Raw genomic sequence first — 22,931 nt, 5'->3', positions numbered from 1 at the left:
TTGGCGTCGCCGGCTCTTCAGCCGAGCCCGTACTTCTTCACCTTGTCGAACAGCGTGGTCTTGGCCATGCCCAGCTCCTGGCTGGCCTGGCTGAGGTTGCCGCCGGTGCGTTGCAAGGCATCGCTGAGCAGGTTGCGCTCGAACGCTTCCACCGCCTCGGCAAACCCGACCCCTTGGCTGGCGCCACCGCTCGGGCCTTTCTTGAACGCTGGCAGCCCCAAGGCATAACGCTCGGCCACGTTGCGCATCTCGCGCACGTTGCCTGGCCACTCATGGGCCATCAACCGCGACAGGGTCTGGCTGTCCAGCGTCGGCGCTTCGCGGTCGAAGCGCAGCGCCGACTGCTGCAGGAAGTGCTCGAACAGCTGCAGGATGTCTTCCCGGCGCTCGCGCAGCGGCGGCAGCTCCAGGGTCACCACGTTCAAGCGGTAGTAAAGGTCGCTACGGAACTGCCCGGTCTGGCCGAGGGCGTCGAGGTCGGATTTGGTGGCTGCAATCACCCGGCAATCCACCGCAATGCTCTGGTTCGAGCCCAGGCGCTCCAGGGTGCGCTCCTGCAGCACGCGCAGCAGCTTGATCTGCAGGTTGATCGGCATGCTCTCGACCTCGTCGAGAAACAGCGTGCCACCATTGGCGTGTTCGATCTTGCCGATGCGGCGCTTGCCAGCACCGGTGAAGGCGTTGGCTTCGTGGCCGAAGATCTCGCTCTCGAACAGGGCTTCCGGCAGGCCACCACAGTTCAGCGCTACGAACGGCTGGCCTTGACGCCGGCTGAAATCGTGCAGGCAGCGGGCGACCAGCTCCTTGCCGGTGCCGGTTTCACCTTCGATCAGCACGTTGGCCGAGGTATCGGCGACGTTGGCGATCAGCTCGCGCAGGTGCTCCATGGCCGGCGAACGGCCGATGATGCGCCCCTCCAGGCTGCTCTGTTCGGCCAGCTGCCGGCGCAGGGCCACGACCTCGCGTGACAGCCCGCGCTGCTCCAGCGCACGGCGCACCACATCGACCAGGCGCTCGGGTGAGAAGGGCTTCTCCATGAAGTCGTAGGCGCCGTTGCGCATGGCACCGACCGCCATGTCGATATCGCCATGGCCGGTGATCAGCACCACCGGCAGGCTGCGGTCGCGGGACTTGAGGCGGTTGAGCAGCTCCAGGCCATCGATGCCCGGCAGGCGGATATCGCTGACGACGATCCCGGCAAAATCATCGCCGATGCGCTCCAGGGCCTGTTCGGCACTGCCGACGCCCTCACAGGCGATGTCTTCCAGGGCCAGCGCTTGCTGGCAGCCGAGCAGCACATGCGGGTCGTCTTCAACGATCAGGACGGTAAGTGGCGCTGGATTCATGGTTGCTCTGCCGATTCGCTGGGGGGCGTGACCAGGGGCAGGGCGAGGACGAAGGCTGTGCCGCCGGTGGCGGGGTGCTCGACGTTCAGGCTGCCCTTGGCGGCGGCGGCAAGGCTCGCCGACAGGGTCAGCCCCAGGCCCAGGCCGTGTTCGCCCGGTTTGGTGGTGAAGAAAGGTTCGAACAGGTGCTTGCGGGTTTCGGCATCGATGCCGTGGCCGTTGTCGCGCACCCGCAGGCGGTACTTGTCGCCTTGCAGCTCGCCTTCGAGCCACAGCTCGGGCAGTGGCTGGGTGGCCATGGCATCCAGGGCGTTGCCGATCAGGTTGACCAGGATCTGCTCCAGGCGGGTCTGGTCGATGGCCAGCTGCTGGTCGTCGAACTGATTGTGCAACTGCAGATGGCAGCCGGCAATGCGGTTGCTCAGTACCTGCAAGGACGCCTCCACGGCCTTGGCCAGTGACGCCTGGCCGCTGTCGTCACCGCGCCGGGCGAACGAGCGCAGGCTGGCGGTGATGCGGCCCATGCGGTCGATCAGGTCGTTCATGGTGCGCAGGTTGGTGCTGGCGGTTTCCAGTGCGCCCCGCTCGAGGAAGCGCACGGTGTTGCCAGACAGGGTACGCAGTGCCGCCAGCGGCTGGTTGAGCTCGTGGGCGATGCTGGTGGACATCTGCCCGATCGCCGCCAGCTTGCCGGCCTGGACCAGTTCGTCCTGGGCATGGCGCAGGGTCTGTTCGGCATGCCGGCGTTCACGGATCTGGCCTTTGAGCCGTTCGTTGCTGGCGCGCAGGTCGGCGGTGCGGTCGGCGATGCGCCGTTCCAGCTGGCTGTTGGCTTCTTCCAGTGCCTCGCGGGCGGCCAGGCGCGTGGCAACGACCTTGCGCCGCTCGTTCCAGGCGATACCGAGGATGGTCAGCAGGGCGAAGGCCACGCCGACCAGGATGCCTTGCACCATGGACTCGCGGCGCAGGTCCTGCAGCGGGGTGAGCAGGGTGAAGTGCCAGGGCGTATCGGCCAGGCGCCGGGTCTGCGCCAGGTAGCTTACTTCGTGGGGCTTGCCGCGGGCGGTTTCGGTGTTGGCCGGGAAGGTCAGTTTCTCGACACCATCGGCCAGGGTTTCCCGCGCCAGTGGCTGCAGTTCGTTCAGCGGCCACCAGTAATACTGCAGGCTGCGCGCCAGGCGCTCCTTGATCTGCGGGGTCAGCGGGCGCACCGATTTCAGGCGCCGTGCCGGGTCGCTGGAGAGAATGATGATGCCGTTCTCGTCGCTGACGAAGGCTTCCAGGCGGGCGCGCTGCCAGCGCTCTTCGAGGGTGTCCAGGCGGACCTTGATCACCGCCACGCCGATGATCTTGCCGTGTTCTTCCAGGCCGTGGGCGAGGTAGTAGCCAGCTTCGCCCGTGGTGCTGCCGATGCCGTAGAACCGGCCCGGTTCGCCGCGCACGGCGCTCTGGAAATAGGCCCGGAATGACAGGTCTTCACCCAGGAACGAATCGGCATCGCGCCAGTTGCTGCTGGCCTGCACCCGGCCGTTGGTGTCGAGGACGAAGATCGCCCGGCTGCGGCTGCGGCGGTTCAGGCCTTCGAGGTATTCGTTGACGGTCTGCCGATTGGCGCCATCTGGGTCGGTGAGCAGCAGCGAGACGCTGTCTTCCAGCTCCAGCAGGCTCGGCAGGTAGGTGTACTTGCTGATCTCGCTCTCGACCGTGCGCGCATGCAACTCCAGCGCGCGCTCGCCGCTTTCGCTCAAGGTGCGGATGCCGTTGCTCTCGCTGATCAGGAAGCCGGCCATGCCCAGCCCGACCATCAGCAGGATGATCAGGGGCGGCAGCAGCAATTGGCGAATCAGACGGGATTTCACGGCGGGCTTGGCAGGGAGAAGAAGCGAAGGGTCGCATTTCATCACAGTGGCCTTGTCACGGCCAGCATCCGCTGCCGGGCGAACCCTGGCAGCGGTGCCGTTGTTGCCGAATCAGTGTTGCAGGATCTTGCTGAGGAAGTGCTGGGTGCGTTCGTGGCGGGCGCTCGGGTTGCCGAAGAAGTCTTCCTTCTGGCAGTCCTCGATGATGTTGCCCTTGTCCATGAAGATCACCCGGTTTGCCACTTTGCGGGCGAAGCCCATTTCGTGGGTCACGCACATCATGGTCATGCCTTCGTTCGCCAGTTCGACCATCACGTCCAGTACTTCGTTGACCATCTCCGGGTCCAGCGCCGAGGTCGGTTCGTCGAACAGCATGACGATCGGGTCCATCGACAACGCGCGGGCAATGGCCACGCGCTGCTGCTGGCCACCGGACAGCTGGCCGGGGTGCTTCTTGGCGTGGGCGCCGAGGCCGACCCGGTCAAGCAGGGCCAGGCCCTTCTTGGTCGCTTCCGCCTCGCTGCGGCCGAGCACCTTGCGCTGGGCGATGGTCAGGTTCTCGGTGATGCTCAGGTGCGGGAACAGCTCGAAGTGCTGGAACACCATGCCGACCCGCGAACGCAGCTTGGGCAGGTTGGTCTTGGGGTCGGCGATCGAGGTGCCATCGACCACGATGTCGCCTTTCTGGAATGGCTCCAGGGCGTTGACGCACTTGATCAGGGTCGATTTGCCCGAGCCCGAAGGGCCGCAGACCACAACCACTTCACCCTTCTTGACCTCGGTGCTGCAGTCGGTCAGCACCTGGAAGTCGCCGTACCACTTGTTGACGTTCTTGATGGAAATCATACGGTGATCCTTTTTTGCAGGCGCTTGACCAGCCACGAAGCGGAGAAGCTGATGACGAAGTACACGACCCCGGCGAAGATCAGGAACTCATGGGAGCGCCCGATGATGTCGCCGTTGGCACGTGCCGAGTTGAGGAAGTCCACCAGGCCCACGGTGTATACCAGCGAGGTGTCCTGGAACAGGATGATGCTCTGCTGCAGCAGCAGCGGGGTCATCTTGCGGAAGGCCTGGGGCAGGATGATCAGGCGCATGGTCTGGCCGTAGGTCATGCCCAGGGCCTGGGCAGCGCCCATCTGGCCCTTGGAGATCGACTGCACACCGGCGCGGACGATTTCGCAGAAGTAGGCGGCCTCGAACATCATGAACGCCACCACGCACGAGGTGAATGCACCCACCGGGGTGTCCTCGCCGGTGATCCAGCGCAGTACGAACGGCACCGCCAGGTAGAACCAGGTGATCACCAGCAGCAGCGGGATCGAGCGGAAGTAGTTGACGTAGGCACCGGCCAGGCGCGACAGCAGCTTGCTCGACGACAGGCGCATCAGCGCCAGGATGGTGCCCAGCACGATGCCGCCGACCACGCCCATGATCATCAGTTGCAGGGTAAGGATCATGCCGTCCCAGAGGGCGGGCAAGGCGGGGATGATTTCGCTGAAATCCATGTCCATTTACTTGCCCCCCACGGAGATCAGGCCAGGCACGGCGACTTTCTTCTCGACCATGCGCATCAGCAGCATCAGGCCCATGTTCAGGGTGAAGTAGATCAACGTGGCCAGGGTGAAGGCCTCGAACAGGTTGGCCGAGAATTCGGCGGTCTGCTTGGTCTGCGCCAGCAGCTCCATCAGGCCGATCAGCGAGGCCACCGAGGAGTTCTTGAACACGTTCAGGAATTCCGAGGTGAGCGGCGGAATGATGATCCGGTAGGCCTGCGGCAGCAGCACGTTGTTGTAGATCTGCGGCAGGCTGAAGCCCATGGCGCGGGCGGCGGCTTCCTGGCCGCGGGGCAGTGCCTGGATACCGGTACGCACCTGTTCGCAGACGCGGGCGGCGGTGAACAGGCCCAGGCAGATGACCACGCTGATCAGTGCCGAAGTGGTCGGGTTGAGGTCTTGCTTGAACCATTCCTGCAAGCCTTCGGGCAGCAGGTCCGGCACCAGGAAGTACCAGATGAACAGCTGCACCAGCAGCGGCACGTTGCGGAACAGTTCCACGTAGGCGGTGGCGATGCCCGATACCAGACGGTTCGGCACGGTACGCATGACGCCGAGGACCGACCCCAGCAGCAATGCGATGATCCAGGCGGTGATGGCGATGGCGATGGTCCAGCCCAGACCGGTGATGTACCAGTCCAGATAGGTCTCGCTGCCCACGCCGGTGGACTTGAAGAACACGCCCCAGTCCCAGTTGTAATTCATCGGGATTTCCCCTCAGACGGTTGTTTCACGGGCACCTTCCAACATCCGAGGGCGTAAGGCCCTCGGATGAAAGGTTAGACACTAACAGGTGGCCTGCTCGTTTAATTCGCGCGTTGCAGCGCGGCAGGCCACGGGCTGGGGATCAGGACTTCTTCTCGTCCGCGGCCTTGTCGGTCGGCTCGGCGATCAGTTTCTTCAGCTCGTCGCTCATCTGGAAGTTCAGGTTGAGGCCCTTTGGCGGGATCGGCTGGGTGAACCACTTGTCGTAGCTCTTGTTGACTTCGCCCGACTTGTAGTAGGCAACGATGGCGTCATCGACCGCTTTCTTGAAGGCCGGGTCATCCTTGCGCACCATGCAGCCGTAGATTTCGTACGACTGTGGAGTACCGGTAATGACCCAGTCCTTCGGATTGCGGGCCTTGGCCATTTCACCGGCGAGCAGGGCGTCGTCCATCATGAAGGCCACGGCGCGGCCGCTTTCGAGCATGTTGAAGGCTTCACCGTGATCCTTGGCGGAAATCACGTTCATCTTCATCTGCTTGTCGGCGTTCATCGCCTTGAGCAGGCGCTCAGAGGTGGTACCGGCAGTGGTCACCACGTTCTTGCCGGCCAGGTCCGGGAAGTCCTTGTAGGAAGGCTGACCGTCCTTGACCTTGGTCAGCAGGCGGGTACCCACTTCGAAGATACCGACCGAGAAGCCGACCTGTTGCTGGCGCTCGACGTTGTTGGTGGTGGAGCCGCACTCAAGGTCGACGGTGCCGTTCTGCACCAGCGGGATGCGGGTCTGGGAAGTGACGAGGTTGTACTTGACCTTGATGTCGGTACCCAGTTGCTTCTTCAGGGCATCGACCACGGCCAGCTGGATGTCGTGGGAGTAGCCCACGGGCGTTTGACCGCCGGCCAGGTAGGAAAATGGAATGGAAGAGTCGCGGTGGCCCAGGGTGATGGTGCCCGAGTCCTTGATCTTCTTCAGGGTACCGGTCAGTTCTTCGGCCATGGCTGGCGAAGCGATGATCGCGGCGGCGATGGTTGCGCCCAACAGATGACGAACGATACGCATCAAATTTTCCTCGACGTGTTTGTTTTTTTTATGGAGCCGTTGGCGGACTCTTTCGTTCAACGAATACCGCTAGAAGCGATTGCATTCGGCTACCAAGTGTAGAGCATGAGTCGTGCCAAGCTCCGAGACCGATCATAACGCCCCGTGTTTACAGGATGGCAATGCCTGTGAGCACTAATTTCAGCTGAGTTCGTCATGCGGATTTCCGAATGAATGGTCGCGTGCCGTTCGGAAATCCGAATGGGTGAGCGGGTGTGCCATAGCCTGCTTTGGGGCTGCCTGCGCTAGCTTCAACTACCACCTCGCCAGTCAAGCTCGATGCTCTGATGCCGCTTTCCTTACCTGGAGAGCGCAACCTTGAATGCCACTGCTATTTTTCCCGAGGGGTCGGTCGACCACCTGATCGCCCGCCAACTGCCGCCTTGGCTGACAAGCGCCGAGGCCGAACATCGTCAAGGGTATCAGCGCGCGCTACTGGCCCAGCAGGCGGCAGCAGATCGCCTGCAGCAAGTGCTGCAACAGATACCCGCCCTCGACGATTTTGCTCTGCCCCGGCTCGAGCAGGCATTGCAACGGGCCGGAGTGGATCATGTCGAACCACAGCATTGCTTTGTGGACATCAAGGAGCAATTCGAACTGCCCTCGGCGTCAAAATCGCACAAGCCAATGATCACCTACCGCTCGCGGCAAACCCTGCTTGCTGCGGCCTTGCATAACTTCGATGAGGAGGAAACCAGGTCCTGGTTCCTTCGCGAGGCTCAGCTGACGGGGGCCAAAGGGGAGGTGCTGAAGTTGTCCTTCAGGCACTACGCCAAGTTATGCAGGGACCTTGATATTGGCGGGAAGTACCAGGCATTGCTCACGAAAGTACTGAAGCCTGTGCCACCCCGTGGCCAGCCTGAGGACACCAATCACAAAGTAGTAGAGAAACGCTTCGCAGAAAGCTGGCGCACCCGCATGCGTGTGTCGGTCTACGCGTCGCGAATCAACGGCCTTGTCGACCAGGCGGATCTGCAACGTTTGCTGAAGTTGCTCGACAGTGAGGCAGGCGCGCCAACCCAGGGATCCCACTGGACGGCCTGTCAGCTCTACCTGCTGGGCAAACCGGTGGTCGGTGTGGTGGCATTGGAATACCGGCCCGCGCCGGGAGGCGAGCTTGAAGAAGTGGCCTTGTGGATCCCGGACGATCCCGTTCGGGAGTTGCATTTCCACGATACGTGGGCTGGCGCCTACGAGGCGTTGGCGGCCCGTTTGCGCGACCAGGCCTACCGTGCGTTTTTCCAACGTTTCATCAAGGCAGAGGACCTGCAGGGTTTTGCCGGGCACTTTGCTGATGCCGTGAAGAGAGCCGGTGCTCATGCTCCGCCGCAACTGGATGGGCGCAGTTTCCCGCTTGAGCGAGACCTGTTCCTGTTCCTGGGCGCCGAGCAGATCAGCAAGATCTTTGCCGATGCTTCGTTCATGGCAGTGCCTACGGATGTCGAGGATCGCAAAAGCCGGCATGAGCGTTTGAACCGCATGCTGAACGCCGGTCTGGACTTGCTGAACATGGCCGCATTTTTTGTGCCTGTGCTTGGCGAGCTCATGCTGGCCGTGAACGCCGCACAGTTGCTGGATGAAGTTTACCAAGGCTATCAGGCCTGGCGGTTGGGTGACCGGGCAGCAGCAGTCGACCACCTGTTCAATGTCGCCGGGAGCGTGGCGCTGGGCGTCGCCAGCGCCGGTGCGATTCACGCCGTGCGGCGAGTGCCTTTCATCGACCAGTTGGCGCCTGAAGTGCTTGGCCACGGTGGTGTGAGGCTGTGCAAGGCGCAGACGACTGCTCAGTTCGATAATGCGCCATCATCCTTGCTGCAGGGGCTGGATGCCGATCGCTTCGCGGATGTGCTCTCGACAGAGGCTAGCACGCTGATGCGCGTGACCGGCCTGGGGGCTGAGCAATTGCGGCGCCTGTGCGTCGAAGGCGCGCCTGTTCCAGCGCGGTTGCTGGACATCCACGCACGGCTGAAACTGCACGCCAGCGAGCCGCTTCTGTATGGCAAAGGGTTCGAGCAGAAGCTTGCCAGCCTGCGCGAGCAGCCCAGCGCCGACCAGGCGTTGCTCATCCGTGCTTTCAAAGGGCTTACTCCGGACGCTGCGCAGGAAATCATTGAGCACACCAGCAGCGAGCACTTGCAGGCACTGCGCAGCACACAACGCCTGCCACTGAGCATGGCGGAGCGCGCACGTGGTTATTTGCGCGAAAACCGGCTCGATAAGGCTGGACTGGGCATAGCCTTGGGCAAACTGGCCAACACTGACAGTGAACGCCTGGTGCTGGGCATGATCGATCACCATGCACCATGGCCAGCCTCGGTTCGCGTGGAGCTGCGTGCCGGCAAGCGGGATGGCCTGCTGCTGTTCGCCAGTCAAGGCAAGGAGGCTACGCAGGTCCACACCCTCATCAGGCATGAGCAGGGGTACGCGGTGGCCGAGGCAGCAGGGGAGCAGCCGACCTTGCCTGGCAAAACGTTGCTGCAGACGGTATTGCAGTGCCTGGACGAGCAACAGAAAACCGCACTGGGGGATCCGGCGTTACGGGTAGTCCAGTTGCGTGACTGGTTGCTCGAAACCATCGCCGCGCAGCGTGAGGCGTCTGCCAGGCTCATCGGGCTGGCGCCAGAAGGTCATACTGTGCGTCCACCTCGGCGGTTTGCCGACGGGCGACTGGGTTATCAGCTCAATGGCGCCAGCGGTGAAAGCAGCCAGCAGGCGATCCGGCGCGGCATTCATCAGATATTTCCCACGCTCAGCCAGCTGCAGCTCGATGCCTACCTGAACGCCGTGCGCCAGCGAGGCGAGAGCTTGTGGGACCATTACATGATGTTGCAGCGGCAGCTGAGTGAGCTGCGTGATGTGCTGCAACAATGGCAGGCCGGGCGTCGAAACCCCTTCGATGGCATACGCCGCCGGCGCGTCGCGGACACCCTGCGTCGCAGCTGGCGGCGCAAGCTGGTCGATGACAATGGCCATTACGAATTGAGGATTGACGGCGAGCGTGTCGCTCAATTGCCGACCTTGCCGGCGGGGATCGACTTCGTCCACGTGCAACGGCTGGCGTTGCGCAACATGCACTTGCAGAGCATCGACGCGGCATTCCTGCGAATGTTTCCCAACCTGGTCGAACTCGACCTCAGCGGCAACCAACTCACCCAGCTGCCTGAGGGCATCGAGCAGCTCTCCCGGCTGCGCAGGCTCGACCTGGGCAATAACCAGATTGTTCTGGATGATGCCGGCAGCCTGCGGCTGGCCCGCCTGCAACGCCTCTACAGCTTGAACCTCAGCTTCAACCCGCTTGGCGACGTTCCGGGGATATCGGCCTTGCATCATGTACGTGAGGTCAGCTTGCGTGGCACTGGCCAGGTCGACTTGGGTAGAGTCGTCCAGAACATGCCGTTGCTGGCGCATGCCGATTTGCGTGATAACCGCATCAGCGAGCTGCATCATGAGGTGCGAGGGTTGCGCCAGCGCCTGAGGCAGTTGAACCTGCATGACAACCCTTTGAATGAAAGCAGCGCAGAACTTCATGATCAAGCCCGTGGTGTCAGCAATAGCCGAGACCGGGGCAGTGCAGCCTATGTTCACGCATCGGTCACTGCCGATACCCGCACTGCGTGGATAGGCCGCCAGGAGCCGGTTCTGCGTGCGCAACGAGAAGCCACCTGGGACCGCTTGCGAGAAGAGCCGGGCTCAGCGGGGCTGTTCACGTTCCTCGCCGACTTTGCCGAAGGCGATGACTTCGAAGAGCAGCCGCGCCATTATCGGCGCCGAGTGTGGCGTCTGCTGAACGCCTGCGAAAGTAACGAAGTGCTGCGCGAGCAGGTCTTTCGCGAGGCCGAAGCTCCGCGCAGTTGCGAAGACCGCCTGTTGTTGATGCTCAATCAGATGGAGGTGGCGGTACTTGTTCATCAGGGCATTGACGGCGTCCCAGTTGCAGTGCGCGCCAGCCGATTGCTGCGCCTGGGCAGGCAATTGCATCGTCTGGACCTGCTCGATGCGATTGCCACGCGGCACGTGAACAGGTTGCGCGCATCGGCAATGGTCAGGGTCGACGAGATCGAGATACGGTTGTACTACCGTGCACAGCTTGCCGGCGCGCTTGATCTACCCGTTGCGCCAGATGAGATGTACTACGCGGCATTTGCCCGTGTCACGCCAGCCGATCTGGCACAGGCACAACTGGAAGTGGTGAGCACGGATACGGATGTGGCCATGCTTGACGCCTTGGCGCGGCGCCCCTTCTGGCAGGCCTATCTGCGCGAGACCTATCCTGAGCGTTTCGACAGCGTGCTCGAACCCTACCATGAGCGCCTGGAGGCACTTGAAGCAACGGCCAGGGGCGGCCAGGAAGGTGCCTATGCCGCGCAGGCTGAAAACTTGATGCGCGAGCATCAAGCCGAGGAGGCGGCCATGATACGTAACCTGACGACCGAGGTATGGGCGAGTGCCCGAGGGTCTCGTGGCTGGGGGCCACGAGACCGCTCTGCATCAGGCAGCCTGCTCGTGCCTGGACTCCTCCAGGTAGTGCTTCAATGCCTGCTGTTCGCTCTCACTGGTAAACAGCCCGAGCTTGGTGCGACGCCAAAGGATATCTTCGGCGTCGCATGCCCATTCCTGACGGCGCAGATAGTCCACTTCGAGGCTGAACAATCCGCCGCCAATGGCCTGACCCAACTGTTCCGGCCCCTGCACACCGTCGAGCAACTGCCACACGCGGTAGCCATAGGTCAGCACCCAGCGCTTGGCGATATCCACCGGCAACCAGCCATGGCGCGCCAGCACGTCATCTAGCAAAGCCTGCACGGTAGTCATGTTCTCACCACCCGGCAGTGGCGCGCTGGCCGTCCAGCTGCCACGCATGTGCGGGAAGTGTGGCTTGAGTTCGGCCATTGCCGATTCGGCCAGCTTGCGGTAGGTGGTCAGCTTGCCGCCGAACACCGACAGCAAGGGTGCCTGGCCTTCACTGGCCGACAGCGCCAGGGTGTAGTCACGGGTCACGGCGGACGGGTTGTCGGATTCGTCGTTGCACAGCGGGCGAACCCCGGAGTAGGTGTGCACGATATCGCCACGCACCAGCTGATGGTTGAAATGCTCGTTGACCACCTTGAGCAGGTAGTCGGTTTCCTGCTCGGTGATCGCCACCTTGGCTGGATCGCCGCTGTATTCGCGGTCGGTGGTGCCAATCAGGGTGAAACGCTCCAGGTAAGGGATGCAGAAGACGATGCGTTGGTCTTCGTTCTGCAGGATGTAGGCATGTTCGCCTTCGTACAGGCGCGGCACGATGAGGTGGCTACCCTGGATCAGGCGGATGCCATAAGGCGCATCGAGCTTGAGGTCGTCCTTGATGAAGCTGGCGACCCATGGGCCGGCCGCGTTGACTAGTGCCCGGGCACGGAGGGTCTGCAAGCTGCCATCGGCGTGCTGCAGTTCCACTTGCCACAGGCCATCCACGCGCTCGGCGCGCAGGCAGCGGGTACGGGTGCGGATGTGCGCGCCGTGCTCACGTGCAGCCATGGCGTTGAGCACTACCAGGCGGGCGTCGTCCACTGCGCAATCGGCGTATTCAAAACCGCGGGTGATTGCCGGCTTGAGCGGATAGCCCGGGCCGAAGCGCAGGCTGCGCGAAGCACCCAGGCGCTTGCGCTTGCCCAGGTGGTCGTAGAGGAACAGGCCGGCGCGGATCATCCAGGCCGGGCGCAGGTGCGGGCGGTGCGGCAACACGAAGCGCATCGGTTTGACGATGTGCGGGGCCTTGGCCAGCAGCACTTCACGTTCGGCCAGCGCTTCACGCACCAGGCGGAATTCATAATGCTCCAGGTAGCGCAGGCCACCGTGGATCAGCTTGCTGCTGGCCGACGAGGTGTGCTGGGCCAGGTCGTCCTTCTCACAGAGGAATACCTTGAGGCCACGCCCGGCGGCGTCGGCAGCGATGCCCACGCCATTGATGCCACCGCCAATCACGGCGAGGTCATAGCAGTCGGCGAGTGGGGGCTGGGACGAAACGGGCTGGGACACGGGCAAGGCCTCCTGAGGCTGTTCACATCGAATATGAACATATATGTTCGTTTCCGAAAATATTAGCGCAACAGAAAGCCGACTGCCAGTCGGTCTTTATAGAAAAAACTGATCAGATGGCAACAAAGTGAACATTTACGAAAATTCTGGGTGATCGTTTTGAGAGAGTTGTCGCCTGTGAGACCGAGCGCCGCGCGGGCGGCGCATGGTCTCAAAGGCGTCTCATGGCATGCACCCAGAGGCCCTCACACCACCTCAAGCCGAATCTTGTACTGGTTCAGCAATTGCGTGAGGGCAGGCGCAGGTGCCTGGTCGGTCACCAGGCAGTCGACCAGGCTGATCGAGCCCAGGCGCACCATGGCATTGCGCCCGAACTTGCTGGAGTCGGCGGCAAGCACCACCTGGCGGGCGTTGGCGATGATCGCCTGGGAAACCCGCACTTCCTGATAATCGAAATCGAGCAGGCTGCCGTCTTCATCGATGCCGCTGATGCCCACCAGGGCGAAATCGACCTTGAACTGGTTGATGAAGTCGACGCTGGCCTGGCCCACCACGCCACCGTCACGACGCACCGTGCCGCCGGCTACCAGGACCTCGAAGTCATCCTTGGCGGCCAGGATCGCAGCCACATGCAGGTTGTTGGTGATGACCTTCAGGTGGTTGTGATTGAGCAATGCCCGGGCAATCGATTCGGTGGTCGTGCCGATATTGATGAACAGTGAGGCATGGTCGGGAATCTGCCGCGCCACGGCTTCGGCGATGCGCTGCTTTTCGTCGCGCATCTGGTCGGCGCGCATGGCATAGGCAGTGTTCTCGATGCTCGAGTCATAAGCCGCACCACCATGGTAGCGGCGTAGCAGGTTGAGCTCGGCGAGCTGGTTGATGTCGCGGCGGATGGTTTGCGGGGTTACGACGAACAGCTGCGCCATTTCTTCGATACTGACGTAGCCGCGGTCGCGCACCAGTTCGAGGATTTGTTGTTGGCGTGGAGGCAGATTCATGGGCGGTCCTTTGGGGCTGCCGGACAAATTCTGCAATGATGCCGTAGGATGGGGACTACGGCCAGTAGACGATGGGGCCGCATTGCGGCCCCAATCTGTGTTACGCCTCGTGATCTTCCCAGTCACGGGTACGGTCGACGGCCTTTCTCCAGCCAGCGTACAGCTGCTCTTTCTGCGCCTCATCCAGCTGCGGGCTGAACTCGCGCTCGATGATCGCCTTGTCGCGCAGTTCTTCCAGGCCGCTCCAGAAGCCACAGGCCAGGCCTGCCAGGTAGGCGGCGCCGAGGGCGGTGGTTTCGCGCATTTTCGGGCGCTCGACGCAGGTGCCGAGGATGTCTGCCTGGAACTGCATGAGGAAGTTGTTGGCCACTGCGCCACCGTCCACGCGCAGTTCCGACAGGCGCTGGCCGCAGTCCTGCTGCATGGCGTCGAGCACATCGCGGGTCTGGTAGGCGATAGACTCCAGCGCCGCACGGATGATGTGGTCGACTTTCACGCCACGGGTCAGGCCGAACAGCGCGCCGCGGGCATACGGATCCCAGTACGGCGCACCCAGGCCGGTGAAGGCTGGCACCAGGTAGACGCCGTTGCTGTCCTTGACCTTGCTGGCGAAGTATTCGGTATCCAGCGCATCGTTGACGATTTTCAGCTCGTCACGCAGCCACTGCACGGTGGAACCACCGTTGAAGACCGCGCCTTCCAGGGCATAGGCCACCTCGCCACGCGGGCCGCAGGCAATGGTGGTGAGCAGGCCGTGGGAGGACTTCACGGCCTTGTCGCCGGTGTTCATCAGCAGGAAGCAGCCGGTGCCGTAGGTGTTCTTCGCCTGGCCTGGCTCCACGCACATCTGGCCGAACAGCGCGGACTGCTGGTCGCCGGCAATACCGGCGATGGCGATACCGCTCTTGGTGTGGCCGTAGACTTCCGACGACGGGCGCACCTCGGGAAGCATCTGCCGCGGGATGCCGAGGATTCCCAGGAGTGTTTCGTCCCACTGCAGGCTGTGGATGTTGAACATCAGCGTGCGCGAGGCGTTGGTGTAGTCGGTGACATGCACCTTGCCGCCGGAGAATTTCCAGATCAGCCAGGTATCGATGGTGCCGAACAGCAGCTCGCCGCGCTCGGCGCGTTCGCGAGCGCCTTCGACATTATCGAGGATCCATTTCAGCTTGGTGCCGGAGAAGTACGGGTCGGTGACCAGGCCGGTGGCTTCGCGGATGTACTCTTCATGGCCATCACGCTTGAGCTGGGCGCAGATCTCGGTGCTGCGGCGGCACTGCCAGACGATGGCGTTGTACACCGGGCGGCCGGTTTCCTTGTCCCACACCACGGTGGTTTCACGCTGGTTGGTGATGCCCAGCGCGGCCACCTGGGCATGGCTGATGCCGGCCTGGGCCAGGGCCTCGACCATGGTCGCGCTCTGGGTGGCGAAGATCTCCATCGGGTCGTGCTCGACCCAGCCAGCGTGCGGGTAGTGTTGGGCGAACTCGCGCTGCGAGGTACCGACCACATTGGCATCGCGGTCGAAGATGATCGCCCGCGAGCTGGTGGTGCCCTGGTCCAGGGCGATGATGTAGTTCTTATCCTGGGTGTCTGTCATGGTCGTAGGCCTTGCATAAAGAGGAGTTCAGGGCGGTCGGCATCAGTTGGCTTGAGTATCGCCCTGGCGATTGTCGGTTGTCTCGGCGCTTGCGCTTTGCACCGTCGGCAGGTTGCGGGCGATAAGGCCGCGATAGCTCGCGGCGCCCAGGCAAGCGCCGAGGATCGGTGCGAACACCGGAACCAGGAAATACGGAATGTCCCGACCGCCAGTGAAGGCGATTTCGCCCCAGCCAGCCAGGAAGGTCATCAATTTGGGCCCGAAATCGCGGGCCGGGTTCATCGCAAAGCCGGTCAGCGGGCCCATGGCACTGCCGATCACGGCAATCAGCAGGCCGATCAGCAACGGCGCCATGGCGCCGCGCGGCAGGCCGTTGTTGTCATCGGTCAGGGCCATGATCACCGCCATCAGGATCGCGGTGATCACCACTTCGACCAGGAACGCCTGGCCAGTGGACAGTGACGGGTGCGGATACGTCGAGAATACCGAGGCCAGCTCGAGGCTCTCGGCGCTGCCACGCAACATGGCGTGGGCCTGTTCGAAATCGAAGAACAGGTTGCTGTAGAGCGTGTAAACGAGTGCGGCGCCACAGAATGCACCGCAGATCTGGGCAAGCGCGTAGAACGGCAGCTTGCGCTTGTCGAAGCCGGCGAACAGGGTGAGTGCGATGCTCACGGCCGGGTTCAGGTGCGCGCCGGAAATGCCGGCAGTGAGGTAGATCGCCATGCTTACGCCGACGCCCCAGATGATGCTGATTTCCCAGAGACCGAAGCTGGCGCCAGCGACCTTGAGCGCGGCGACGCAACCGGTGCCGAAGAAAATCAGCAAGGCGGTGCCGAGAAACTCGGCCAGGCATTGGCTGGACAGTGTGGGTTCGCGTAGAGCAGTCGTCATGTATGACCTCGTTGTTTTTGTTGTGAGGCGCAAAGCGCTCGACAGCAAAGCCTGATGTCTATCCCCATTGACCTCAGGCGGGAGTTAAGAAGCGCACCTTAAAAGAGCACCATTTATTCAGAAACGAAAAAATATAGACAAGAAACGCTGATGTCAAAGGTCGAAAGTGAACGGGTAGTCACGTTTTGGTCGCCTGTTTCAGAGGCTGATGCCCGTAGTAGAGGCCTGCGTCAGCCATTGGCTGGCTGGGATGTAGGATTTGCCCTAAAGTAGCCGCGAGCTGTCCCAGACCGGAGCACTGCATGACCCCCGCACTCGACCTCTTGAAAAAAGCCCGCGCCGAACATCGCGTGCACAGTTATGAACATGACCCCAAGTCGGCGTCATATGGGCTGGAAGCGGCTGAAAAGCTAGGGCTCGAACCGCAGCAGGTGTTCAAGACCTTGCTGGCGAGCAGCGAGAAGGGCGAGTTGCTGGTGGCGGTGGTGCCTGTGGTGGGGACGCTGGACCTCAAGGCCCTGGCCCATGCGGCGGGGGTGAAGAAATGCGAGATGGCCGACCCGGCAGCGGCTCAGCGGGCAACGGGCTATCTGGTGGGTGGAATCAGCCCGTTGGGGCAGAAGAAGCGCCTGCGCACTTTCATCGATGATACCGCGCAGAACTTTGCAACCATCCATGTCAGCGCCGGGCGGCGGGGGCTGGAGGTCGAGTTGGCGGCGGCGGTGCTGGCCGAGCATACCCAGGGCAAATTCGCCGGAATCGGTAGAGGCTGACATAGCTGGGGCTGCAAAGCAGCCCCAGCTATGTGAATCAGGTCGCCGAACTGTACCGGCGAACCCCATTCTCCTGGCGGGCCAACTGTGCCGAGACACTGCCCGGCACCGGGAACAGCACCAGGTGGTCGGCCTTCACCGCAATCCCCACATCCTCACCGACCTGGTGGTCGATATGGCTCGGGAAGATCGCCTCGAGCTGGCTTCCAGTGGGCAACTGCAGACGGTACAGCGTCGACGCGCCAAGGAAGCTCTTGCCAACGATATTCGCCTGCAGTGCGCTGCCTGGGGCCGGCACGATGTCATCAGGGCGCAGCAGCACATCCACCGAGCTGCCTGGCGCCATGGTGTAGGCGCGGTTGCCACGCAGCTCGCCCAGTTCGGTATTGACCGCTTCATGGCTGCTCATCTGGCCACGGATGAAGTAACCCTGGCCGACGAAGCTGGCCACGAACGGTGTCTGCGGTTCGTGATACAGGTTGTAGGGGGTATCCCACTGCTCCAGCCGGCCTTCCTTGAACACGCCGACGTGATCGCTGACGGCAAACGCTTCTTCCTGGTCATGGGTCACCAGGATTGCACTGGTGCCGCGGCTCTTGAGGATGTCGCGCACTTCGTGGCTGAGGCGCCGGCGCAGTTCCACGTCGAGGTTGGAGAACGGCTCGTCGAGCAGTAGCAGTTGAGGCTCAGGGGCCAGCGCGCGCGCCAGGGCCACACGCTGTTGCTGGCCACCCGACAGCTCGTGCGGGTAGCGCCCGCCGAGGCCGCCGAGCTTGACCAGTTCGAGCATCTCTTCAATCACTTTCGCCTGGCTCGGGTGCTTGGCGATGCCGAAGGCGATGTTCTGTGCAACGGTCAGGTGCGGGAACAGGGCGTAGTCCTGAAACACCATGCCGATCCGGCGTTTTTCCGGGGCCAGGGTGAAGCCTGCGCGGGAAATCACCTCGCCAGCCAGCTGGATTTCACCCTCGTGCACCGGCTCGAAGCCGGCGATGGCACGCAGGGTGGTGGTCTTGCCGCAACCCGACGAGCCCAGCAGGCAACCGATGTCGCCTGCGTTCAGGTGCAGGTTGAGGTTCTGGACGATGCGCTGCTCGCCGTAGCCGCAGGCGAGGTTGCGCAGGTTGAGCAGTAAGGGTTGACTCATGCGTGGTGGTAAGCCGGTTCGACAAGAAATTCGAGAAGGGCCTTCTGTGCATGCAAGCGGTTCTCAGCCTGGTCCCAGGCGACCGAGCGAGGGTCGTCGAGCAGGTCATGGCTGATTTCCTCGCCCCGGTGGGCGGGCAGGCAGTGCATGAACAGGGCGTCAGGTGCCGCCAGGTCGAGCAGTGCGCGGGTGACCTGGTAAGGCGCGAAATGCGCCAGGCGCCGTGCAGTTTCCTCTTCCTGACCCATGGAAGTCCAGACATCCGTGGTCACCAGGTGCGCACCGCGCACGGCTTCTTGCGGATCGCGGACGATCTGCACGTGGTCGCCACCCAGGGCCATGAAGCGTGGATCGGGCTCATAGCCTTCCGGGCAGGCGATACGCAGCTGGAAGTCGAACTGCTTGGCCGCTTCGATGTACGAGTTGCACATGTTGAAGCCGTCACCGATCCAGGCCACGGTCTTGCCCTGGATCGAGCCGCGGTGCTCGAGGAAGGTCTGCATGTCGGCCAGCAGCTGGCACGGGTGCGACTCGTCGGACAGGGCGTTGATCACCGGCACGCGGGATTTGGCGGCGAATTCGGTCAGGGTGCTGTGGGCGTGGGTACGGATCATTACCACGTCAAGCATGCTCGACAACACGATGGCGCTGTCGCCGATCGGTTCGCCACGGCCCAGCTGGGTGTCGCGCGGCGAGAGGAAGATGGCCTGGCCACCGAGCTGGATCATGCCCGCTTCGAACGACACGCGGGTACGGGTCGAGGACTTCTCGAAAATCATGCCCAGCACGCGGTTTTTCAGCGGCTCGAACAGCACGCTTCGCTTGCGCAGGTCCTTCAGCTCGATGCCTCGGCGGATCACACCGAGCAATTCGTCGGTGGTGAAATCCAGCAGGGAGAGAAAGTGCCTAGCGCTCATGATTGACTACCTTATCTGCAACGGTATGCAGGTCGACCGTATGGTTTTTTTTGACAACGGGAGTGACCTGCGGCGTAAGCCGCACGGGGCGGACGAAATGGGGAAAGGCGCAATACTATAATTAAATGTCGCCTGAAACCAAGAGGGGAAACAGCAGCTCGTTCATAAGATGTTGCAAAGGGTGTCGTACCCCTTGAGCCTGTGCTGTTTTTTATTTGCTACAGAAGGTTGTACACGGCTTGCTGGCAATTTGGCAAATGGCTGTCGCGAATCGCGCGCCTGATGTCGCGGGATTCACGCCGCGAAGCGCGCTGGCCGGCGCAAGGGCTGCGGCGCATAGTCATTGCTCGACGACCCCTTACAACAACAAGGCAGAGGCGGCCATGACCAAGACCCTGCATCACCGTGCCTGTCACCTGTGCGAAGCGATCTGCGGCCTGAACATCGAAGTCAGCCACGAAGACGACGGGCGGGCGCTGATCAGCTCGATCAAGGGCGACCCGCAGGACCCGTTCAGCAGGGGGCACATCTGCCCCAAGGCGGTAGCCCTGCAGGACATCCAGAACGACCCGGACCGCCTGCGCCAGCCGCACCGGCGGGTAGGGAGCGAGTGGCAGCCGATCGGCTGGGGCGAGGCCTTTGCCTTGGCCGCCGACAGGCTGTGGGCAGTCCAGCAGGCGCATGGGCGCAATGCCGTGGCGGTCTACCAGGGCAACCCCAGCGTGCACAACTATGGGCTGATGACTCACAGCAACTACTTCCTCGGCCTGCTCAAGACCCGCAACCGCTTCTCTGCCACCTCGGTCGACCAGTTGCCGCAGCACCTGACCAGCCACCTGATGTACGGCCATGGCCTGCTGTTGCCGATCCCGGATATCGACCACACCGACTTCATGCTGATCCTCGGCGGCAACCCGCTGGCGTCCAATGGCAGCATCATGACCGTACCCGATGTCGAGAAGCGCCTGAAAGCCCTGCGGGGGCGAGGTGGACGCCTGGTGGTGGTCGATCCCCGGCGCAGCGAAACCGCCGCCATGGCCGACCATCATCTGTTCATCCGGCCCGGCGGTGATGCGGCCTTGCTTTGTGGCCTGCTCAATACCTTGTTCGATGAGGACCTCGCGCGCGGCTCGCATTTGCCGGTCAGCGGCCTGCAGCAAGTGCGTGAAGCGATCGCGCCGTTCAGCGCAGAAGCGATGAGCGCACAGTGCGGCATCGCCGCCACCCAGATACGCCAACTGGCGCGGGACTTTGCCGCTGCGGACAAGGCGGTCTGCTATGGGCGCATGGGGGTTTCGACCCAGGCGTTCGGCACCCTGTGCCACTGGCTGGTGCAGCTGATCAACCTGGTGACCGGCAACCTCGACCGAGAGGGTGGGGCGCTGTGCACAGAGCCTGCGGTGGATCTGGTGGCGACCACTTCAGGTGGCCATTTCAATGCCTGGCAGAGCCGGGTTTCGGGCTTGCCGGAGTACGCTGGCGAGCTGCCGGTGGCGGCCCTGGCCGAGGAGATGCTGAGCCCCGGGGAAGGCCAGGTGCGCGCCCTGGTGACGGTCGCCGGCAATCCGGTGCTGTCTACGCCCAATGGCCGGCAGCTGGATGCGGCGCTGGAGGGGCTCGAGTTCATGCTCAGCATCGACCTCTACATCAATGAGTCCACCCGCCACGCCGATCTGATCCTGCCTTCGACCTCGGCGCTGGAAAACGACCATTACGACAGCACCTTCAACCTGCTGGCCGTGCGCAATGTGACCCGTTTCAATCGCGCTATCCTGGCCAAGCCGGCAGGTGCCCTGCACGACTGGGAGATTTTCGTCGGCCTCGCGCAGGCGTTCGCCAAGCGGGCCGAACTGGAACTGAAACCGACCTGGCCGCCAGCGCAGATGATCGACCTGGCCCTGCGCAAGGGGCGCTATGGTGAAGCCAGTGCCTGGAAGCTCTCGCTGCAGGCGCTGGACGAGCACCCTCACGGGCTTGACCTGGGGCCGTTGCGCGCCAACCTGGCGACGCGCCTGGCAACCGCCAGCAAAGCCGTCGAGGCGGCGCCACAGGTGCTGCTCGATGACCTGCAGCGGTTGGCCCTGCAGGCGCCTCCTGCACCGGGCGAGTTGCTGCTGATCGGTCGCCGTCACGTGCGCAGCAACAATTCGTGGATGCACAACTTCCATCGCCTGGTCAAAGGCAAGCCGCGTCATCAACTGCTGATGCACCCGCAGGATATGCACAGCCGGCAATTGCAGGATGGCCAGCGGGTGCGTATCCGCTCGCGTACCGGCACGCTGGAGGTCGAAGTGCAGGCCAGTGAAGACATCATGCCCGGGGTGGTCAGCCTGCCCCATGGCTTCGGCCATGGTCGCCAGGGCGTGCAGCTTCAGGTTGCCCAGGCACAAGCCGGTGTGAGTGCCAACGACCTCACCGACGAGCGCCTGCGTGACCCGGTTTCCGGTAATGCTGCGCTCAATGGCGTGCCCGTGCAGGTCGAGGCCGCATGAGCAATGGTAAGGCCGAGCACGCTGCTCGGCTTTCCGATACAATGCGTCACCGTGCCGACGATAGCGTCGGAAAGTTCAGCTGAGGTGCTAGATGGATATCATCGATACGATCAAAGAGCAGATTGCCAACAACACCATTCTGCTTTACATGAAAGGCTCGCCGAATGCCCCGCAGTGCGGGTTCTCGGCCAAGGCATCGCAGGCTGTGATGGGTTGCGGCGAGAAGTTCGCCTACGTCGACATCCTGCAGAACCCGGAAATCCGCGCCAACCTGCCAAAATACGCCAACTGGCCGACCTTCCCGCAACTGTGGGTAGCCGGTGAGCTGGTTGGCGGTAGCGACATCATGCTGGAAATGTTCGAGACGGGTGAGCTGCAGGCCCTGATCAAGGACGCCGCCGCCAAGGCCAAGGCCTCCGAAGCCTGATCATCAGGCAGCCATAAAAAAACCCGCTCAACGCGGGTTTTTTTATGGGACGAGAATCTTATTCTTCGCCCATCTGCGACTGCAGGTAGTTCTCGATGCCGATCTTGTCGATCAGGCCCAGCTGGGTTTCCAGCCAGTCGATGTGCTCTTCCTCGGATTCGAGGATGTCTTCGAGCATGTCACGCGAGCCGAAGTCGCCAGCGGTTTCGCAGTGCGCGATGGCAGCTTTCAGGTCGGCCAGGCCTTTCTGTTCGATCTTCAGGTCGCACTCGAGCATCTCTTTGGTGTGCTCGCCGATCAGCAGCTTGCCCAGGTCCTGAACGTTGGGAATGCCTTCGAGGAAGAGAATACGCTTGATCAGTTTGTCAGCGTGTTTCATCTCGTCGATGGATTCTTTGTACTCGTGCTTGCCGAGCTTGTTCAGGCCCCAATCTTCGTACATGCGCGCGTGCAGGAAGTACTGGTTGATCGCGACCAGCTCGTTTCCGAGGATCTTGTTGAGATGCTGGATGACGCTTACGTCGCCTTTCATGTCGGGTTCCTGCCCTGTAGAAGTGTGCCAATACCGCGAAGTTTGAGCCTGTGACGGAGTGCTGTCAAACCTAAGTGTTTGAATAATAAGTGAAAATTAATAGGAATAAGAATGTTTGTGAACCGCGTTGGAAGGCTAACTTATTGATATTCAGGCATAAAAAAACCGGACACGAGGTCCGGTTCTTCAAATTCTGTAATATCAGGCAGCAGTAAATTCCACCGGATAGGGCAGGGCGGCTTGCTGGCTCACCTGCAAATCGGTGAGGGTCTCGCGGACCACCTGCTTGGCCAGGCAGGCGCATTTGCCGCACTGGCTGGCGACATTGGTCGCCGCTCGGACTTCCTTGTAACTGCAGCATCCTTCATAGATCGCATCGCGGATCTGTCCGTCGGTGACGCCGACACAAAGACACACATACATAGGGGCTGACCATCGCGGGTTGAGTCGATGGGTTGGAGCTTAATGTTAATGAGAATGCTTGTCAAAGGACTTTCTGAAAGGGCCGTCCTTGAGCGACCGACGGTTGCATTCGGCCTGTCACTGGAAGCCGTGTATGATGGTCAGC

Annotated in this window: 17 protein-coding genes and 1 pseudogene; 4 read left to right on the top strand and 14 right to left on the bottom strand. The window is 62.3% G+C overall.

Translation table 11 applies throughout. From position 1 onward, the window contains the following. Window positions 1-17: 17 nt before the first annotated feature. The 6 genes from F6X59_RS03345 to F6X59_RS03320 all read right to left on the bottom strand — a co-directional run bounded on the left by F6X59_RS03345 (window position 18) and on the right by F6X59_RS03320 (window position 6,526). On the bottom strand, window positions 18-1,346 hold the full coding sequence (locus tag F6X59_RS03345) for a sigma-54 dependent transcriptional regulator (protein WP_152954530.1): 1,329 nt from the start codon (window positions 1,344-1,346) through the stop codon (window positions 18-20). Next, window positions 1,343-3,247, bottom strand: a complete 1,905-nt coding sequence (locus F6X59_RS03340; protein ID WP_152954528.1) for an ATP-binding protein — start codon at window positions 3,245-3,247, stop codon at window positions 1,343-1,345. The genes F6X59_RS03345 and F6X59_RS03340 overlap by 4 nt, the downstream gene beginning before the upstream one ends. 69 nt (window positions 3,248-3,316) lie before the next feature. Then, window positions 3,317-4,051 (bottom strand): amino acid ABC transporter ATP-binding protein, encoded by a 735-nt coding sequence (locus tag F6X59_RS03335; protein WP_152954526.1) that lies wholly within the window; start codon window positions 4,049-4,051, stop codon window positions 3,317-3,319. Next, entirely contained in the window at window positions 4,048-4,719 is a 672-nt protein-coding gene (locus tag F6X59_RS03330) for an amino acid ABC transporter permease (protein ID WP_152954523.1), read from the bottom strand. Before F6X59_RS03330 ends, F6X59_RS03335 begins: the two co-directional genes overlap by 4 nt. After that, entirely contained in the window at window positions 4,720-5,466 is a 747-nt protein-coding gene (locus F6X59_RS03325; protein ID WP_085675218.1) for an amino acid ABC transporter permease, read from the bottom strand. 142 nt (window positions 5,467-5,608) lie between these two features. After that, window positions 5,609-6,526, bottom strand: a complete 918-nt coding sequence (locus F6X59_RS03320) for a glutamate/aspartate ABC transporter substrate-binding protein (protein WP_152954521.1) — start codon at window positions 6,524-6,526, stop codon at window positions 5,609-5,611. Between the two features lie 510 nt (window positions 6,527-7,036). On the opposite strand from F6X59_RS03320, the pseudogene F6X59_RS28810 reads away from it, so the two are divergent. Continuing rightward, window positions 7,037-10,831 (top strand): annotated as a pseudogene (locus F6X59_RS28810) (NEL-type E3 ubiquitin ligase domain-containing protein); the annotation flags it as partial. 222 nt (window positions 10,832-11,053) lie between these two features. Here the strand turns inward: F6X59_RS28810 and glpD are convergent. The 4 genes from glpD to F6X59_RS03295 form a co-directional block, all read right to left on the bottom strand. Further along, window positions 11,054-12,580 carry a glycerol-3-phosphate dehydrogenase gene (glpD, locus tag F6X59_RS03310; protein ID WP_346652655.1) on the bottom strand — a complete coding sequence of 509 codons (1,527 nt, stop codon included), beginning with the start codon at window positions 12,578-12,580 and terminating at the stop codon, window positions 11,054-11,056. 245 nt (window positions 12,581-12,825) lie between these two features. Next, entirely contained in the window at window positions 12,826-13,581 is a 756-nt protein-coding gene (gene glpR, locus F6X59_RS03305) for a DNA-binding transcriptional repressor GlpR (RefSeq protein WP_152954517.1), read from the bottom strand. Window positions 13,582-13,681: 100 nt separating this feature from the next. Then, the gene (gene glpK / locus F6X59_RS03300) at window positions 13,682-15,181 is read right to left on the bottom strand and encodes a glycerol kinase GlpK (protein WP_152954515.1); all 1,500 of its coding nucleotides are present in this window, start codon (window positions 15,179-15,181) and stop codon (window positions 13,682-13,684) included. Window positions 15,182-15,223: 42 nt separating this feature from the next. Next, the gene (locus tag F6X59_RS03295) at window positions 15,224-16,075 is read right to left on the bottom strand and encodes an MIP/aquaporin family protein (protein WP_152954512.1); all 852 of its coding nucleotides are present in this window, start codon (window positions 16,073-16,075) and stop codon (window positions 15,224-15,226) included. Between the two features lie 302 nt (window positions 16,076-16,377). Between F6X59_RS03295 and ybaK the strand changes: the two genes are divergently transcribed. Continuing rightward, a complete protein-coding gene (gene ybaK / locus F6X59_RS03290; RefSeq protein ID WP_152954510.1) occupies window positions 16,378-16,848 on the top strand; it encodes a Cys-tRNA(Pro) deacylase in 471 nt (156 codons plus the stop codon). A 37-nt stretch (window positions 16,849-16,885) separates the two neighbouring features. Here ybaK and F6X59_RS03285 read toward each other — a convergent pair whose 3' ends face one another. After that, on the bottom strand, window positions 16,886-17,995 hold the full coding sequence (locus F6X59_RS03285; RefSeq protein WP_152954509.1) for an ABC transporter ATP-binding protein: 1,110 nt from the start codon (window positions 17,993-17,995) through the stop codon (window positions 16,886-16,888). After that, a complete protein-coding gene (gene argF, locus F6X59_RS03280) occupies window positions 17,992-18,912 on the bottom strand; it encodes an ornithine carbamoyltransferase (protein WP_152954507.1) in 921 nt (306 codons plus the stop codon). Before argF ends, F6X59_RS03285 begins: the two co-directional genes overlap by 4 nt. A gap of 383 nt (window positions 18,913-19,295) precedes the next feature. Here argF and F6X59_RS03275 point away from each other — a divergent pair, with 383 nt between their 5' ends. Next, window positions 19,296-21,404 (top strand): molybdopterin oxidoreductase family protein, encoded by a 2,109-nt coding sequence (locus tag F6X59_RS03275; RefSeq protein WP_152954504.1) that lies wholly within the window; start codon window positions 19,296-19,298, stop codon window positions 21,402-21,404. 91 nt (window positions 21,405-21,495) lie between these two features. Beyond that, window positions 21,496-21,831, top strand: a complete 336-nt coding sequence (grxD, locus tag F6X59_RS03270; RefSeq protein ID WP_152954502.1) for a Grx4 family monothiol glutaredoxin — start codon at window positions 21,496-21,498, stop codon at window positions 21,829-21,831. Window positions 21,832-21,889: 58 nt separating this feature from the next. Here grxD and bfr read toward each other — a convergent pair whose 3' ends face one another. Next, entirely contained in the window at window positions 21,890-22,363 is a 474-nt protein-coding gene (gene bfr, locus F6X59_RS03265) for a bacterioferritin (RefSeq protein WP_063913140.1), read from the bottom strand. A 201-nt stretch (window positions 22,364-22,564) separates the two neighbouring features. Further along, a complete protein-coding gene (locus tag F6X59_RS03260) occupies window positions 22,565-22,786 on the bottom strand; it encodes a bacterioferritin-associated ferredoxin (protein WP_152954499.1) in 222 nt (73 codons plus the stop codon). Between the last annotated feature and the right edge of the window lie 145 nt (window positions 22,787-22,931).

It is taken from the genome of Pseudomonas sp. MN1F (assembly GCF_009391885.1).
Lineage (GTDB): Bacteria > Pseudomonadota > Gammaproteobacteria > Pseudomonadales > Pseudomonadaceae > Aquipseudomonas.
Note: the sequence above shows the minus strand (reverse complement) of the source record. Positions and strands in the feature narration are given on the sequence as shown.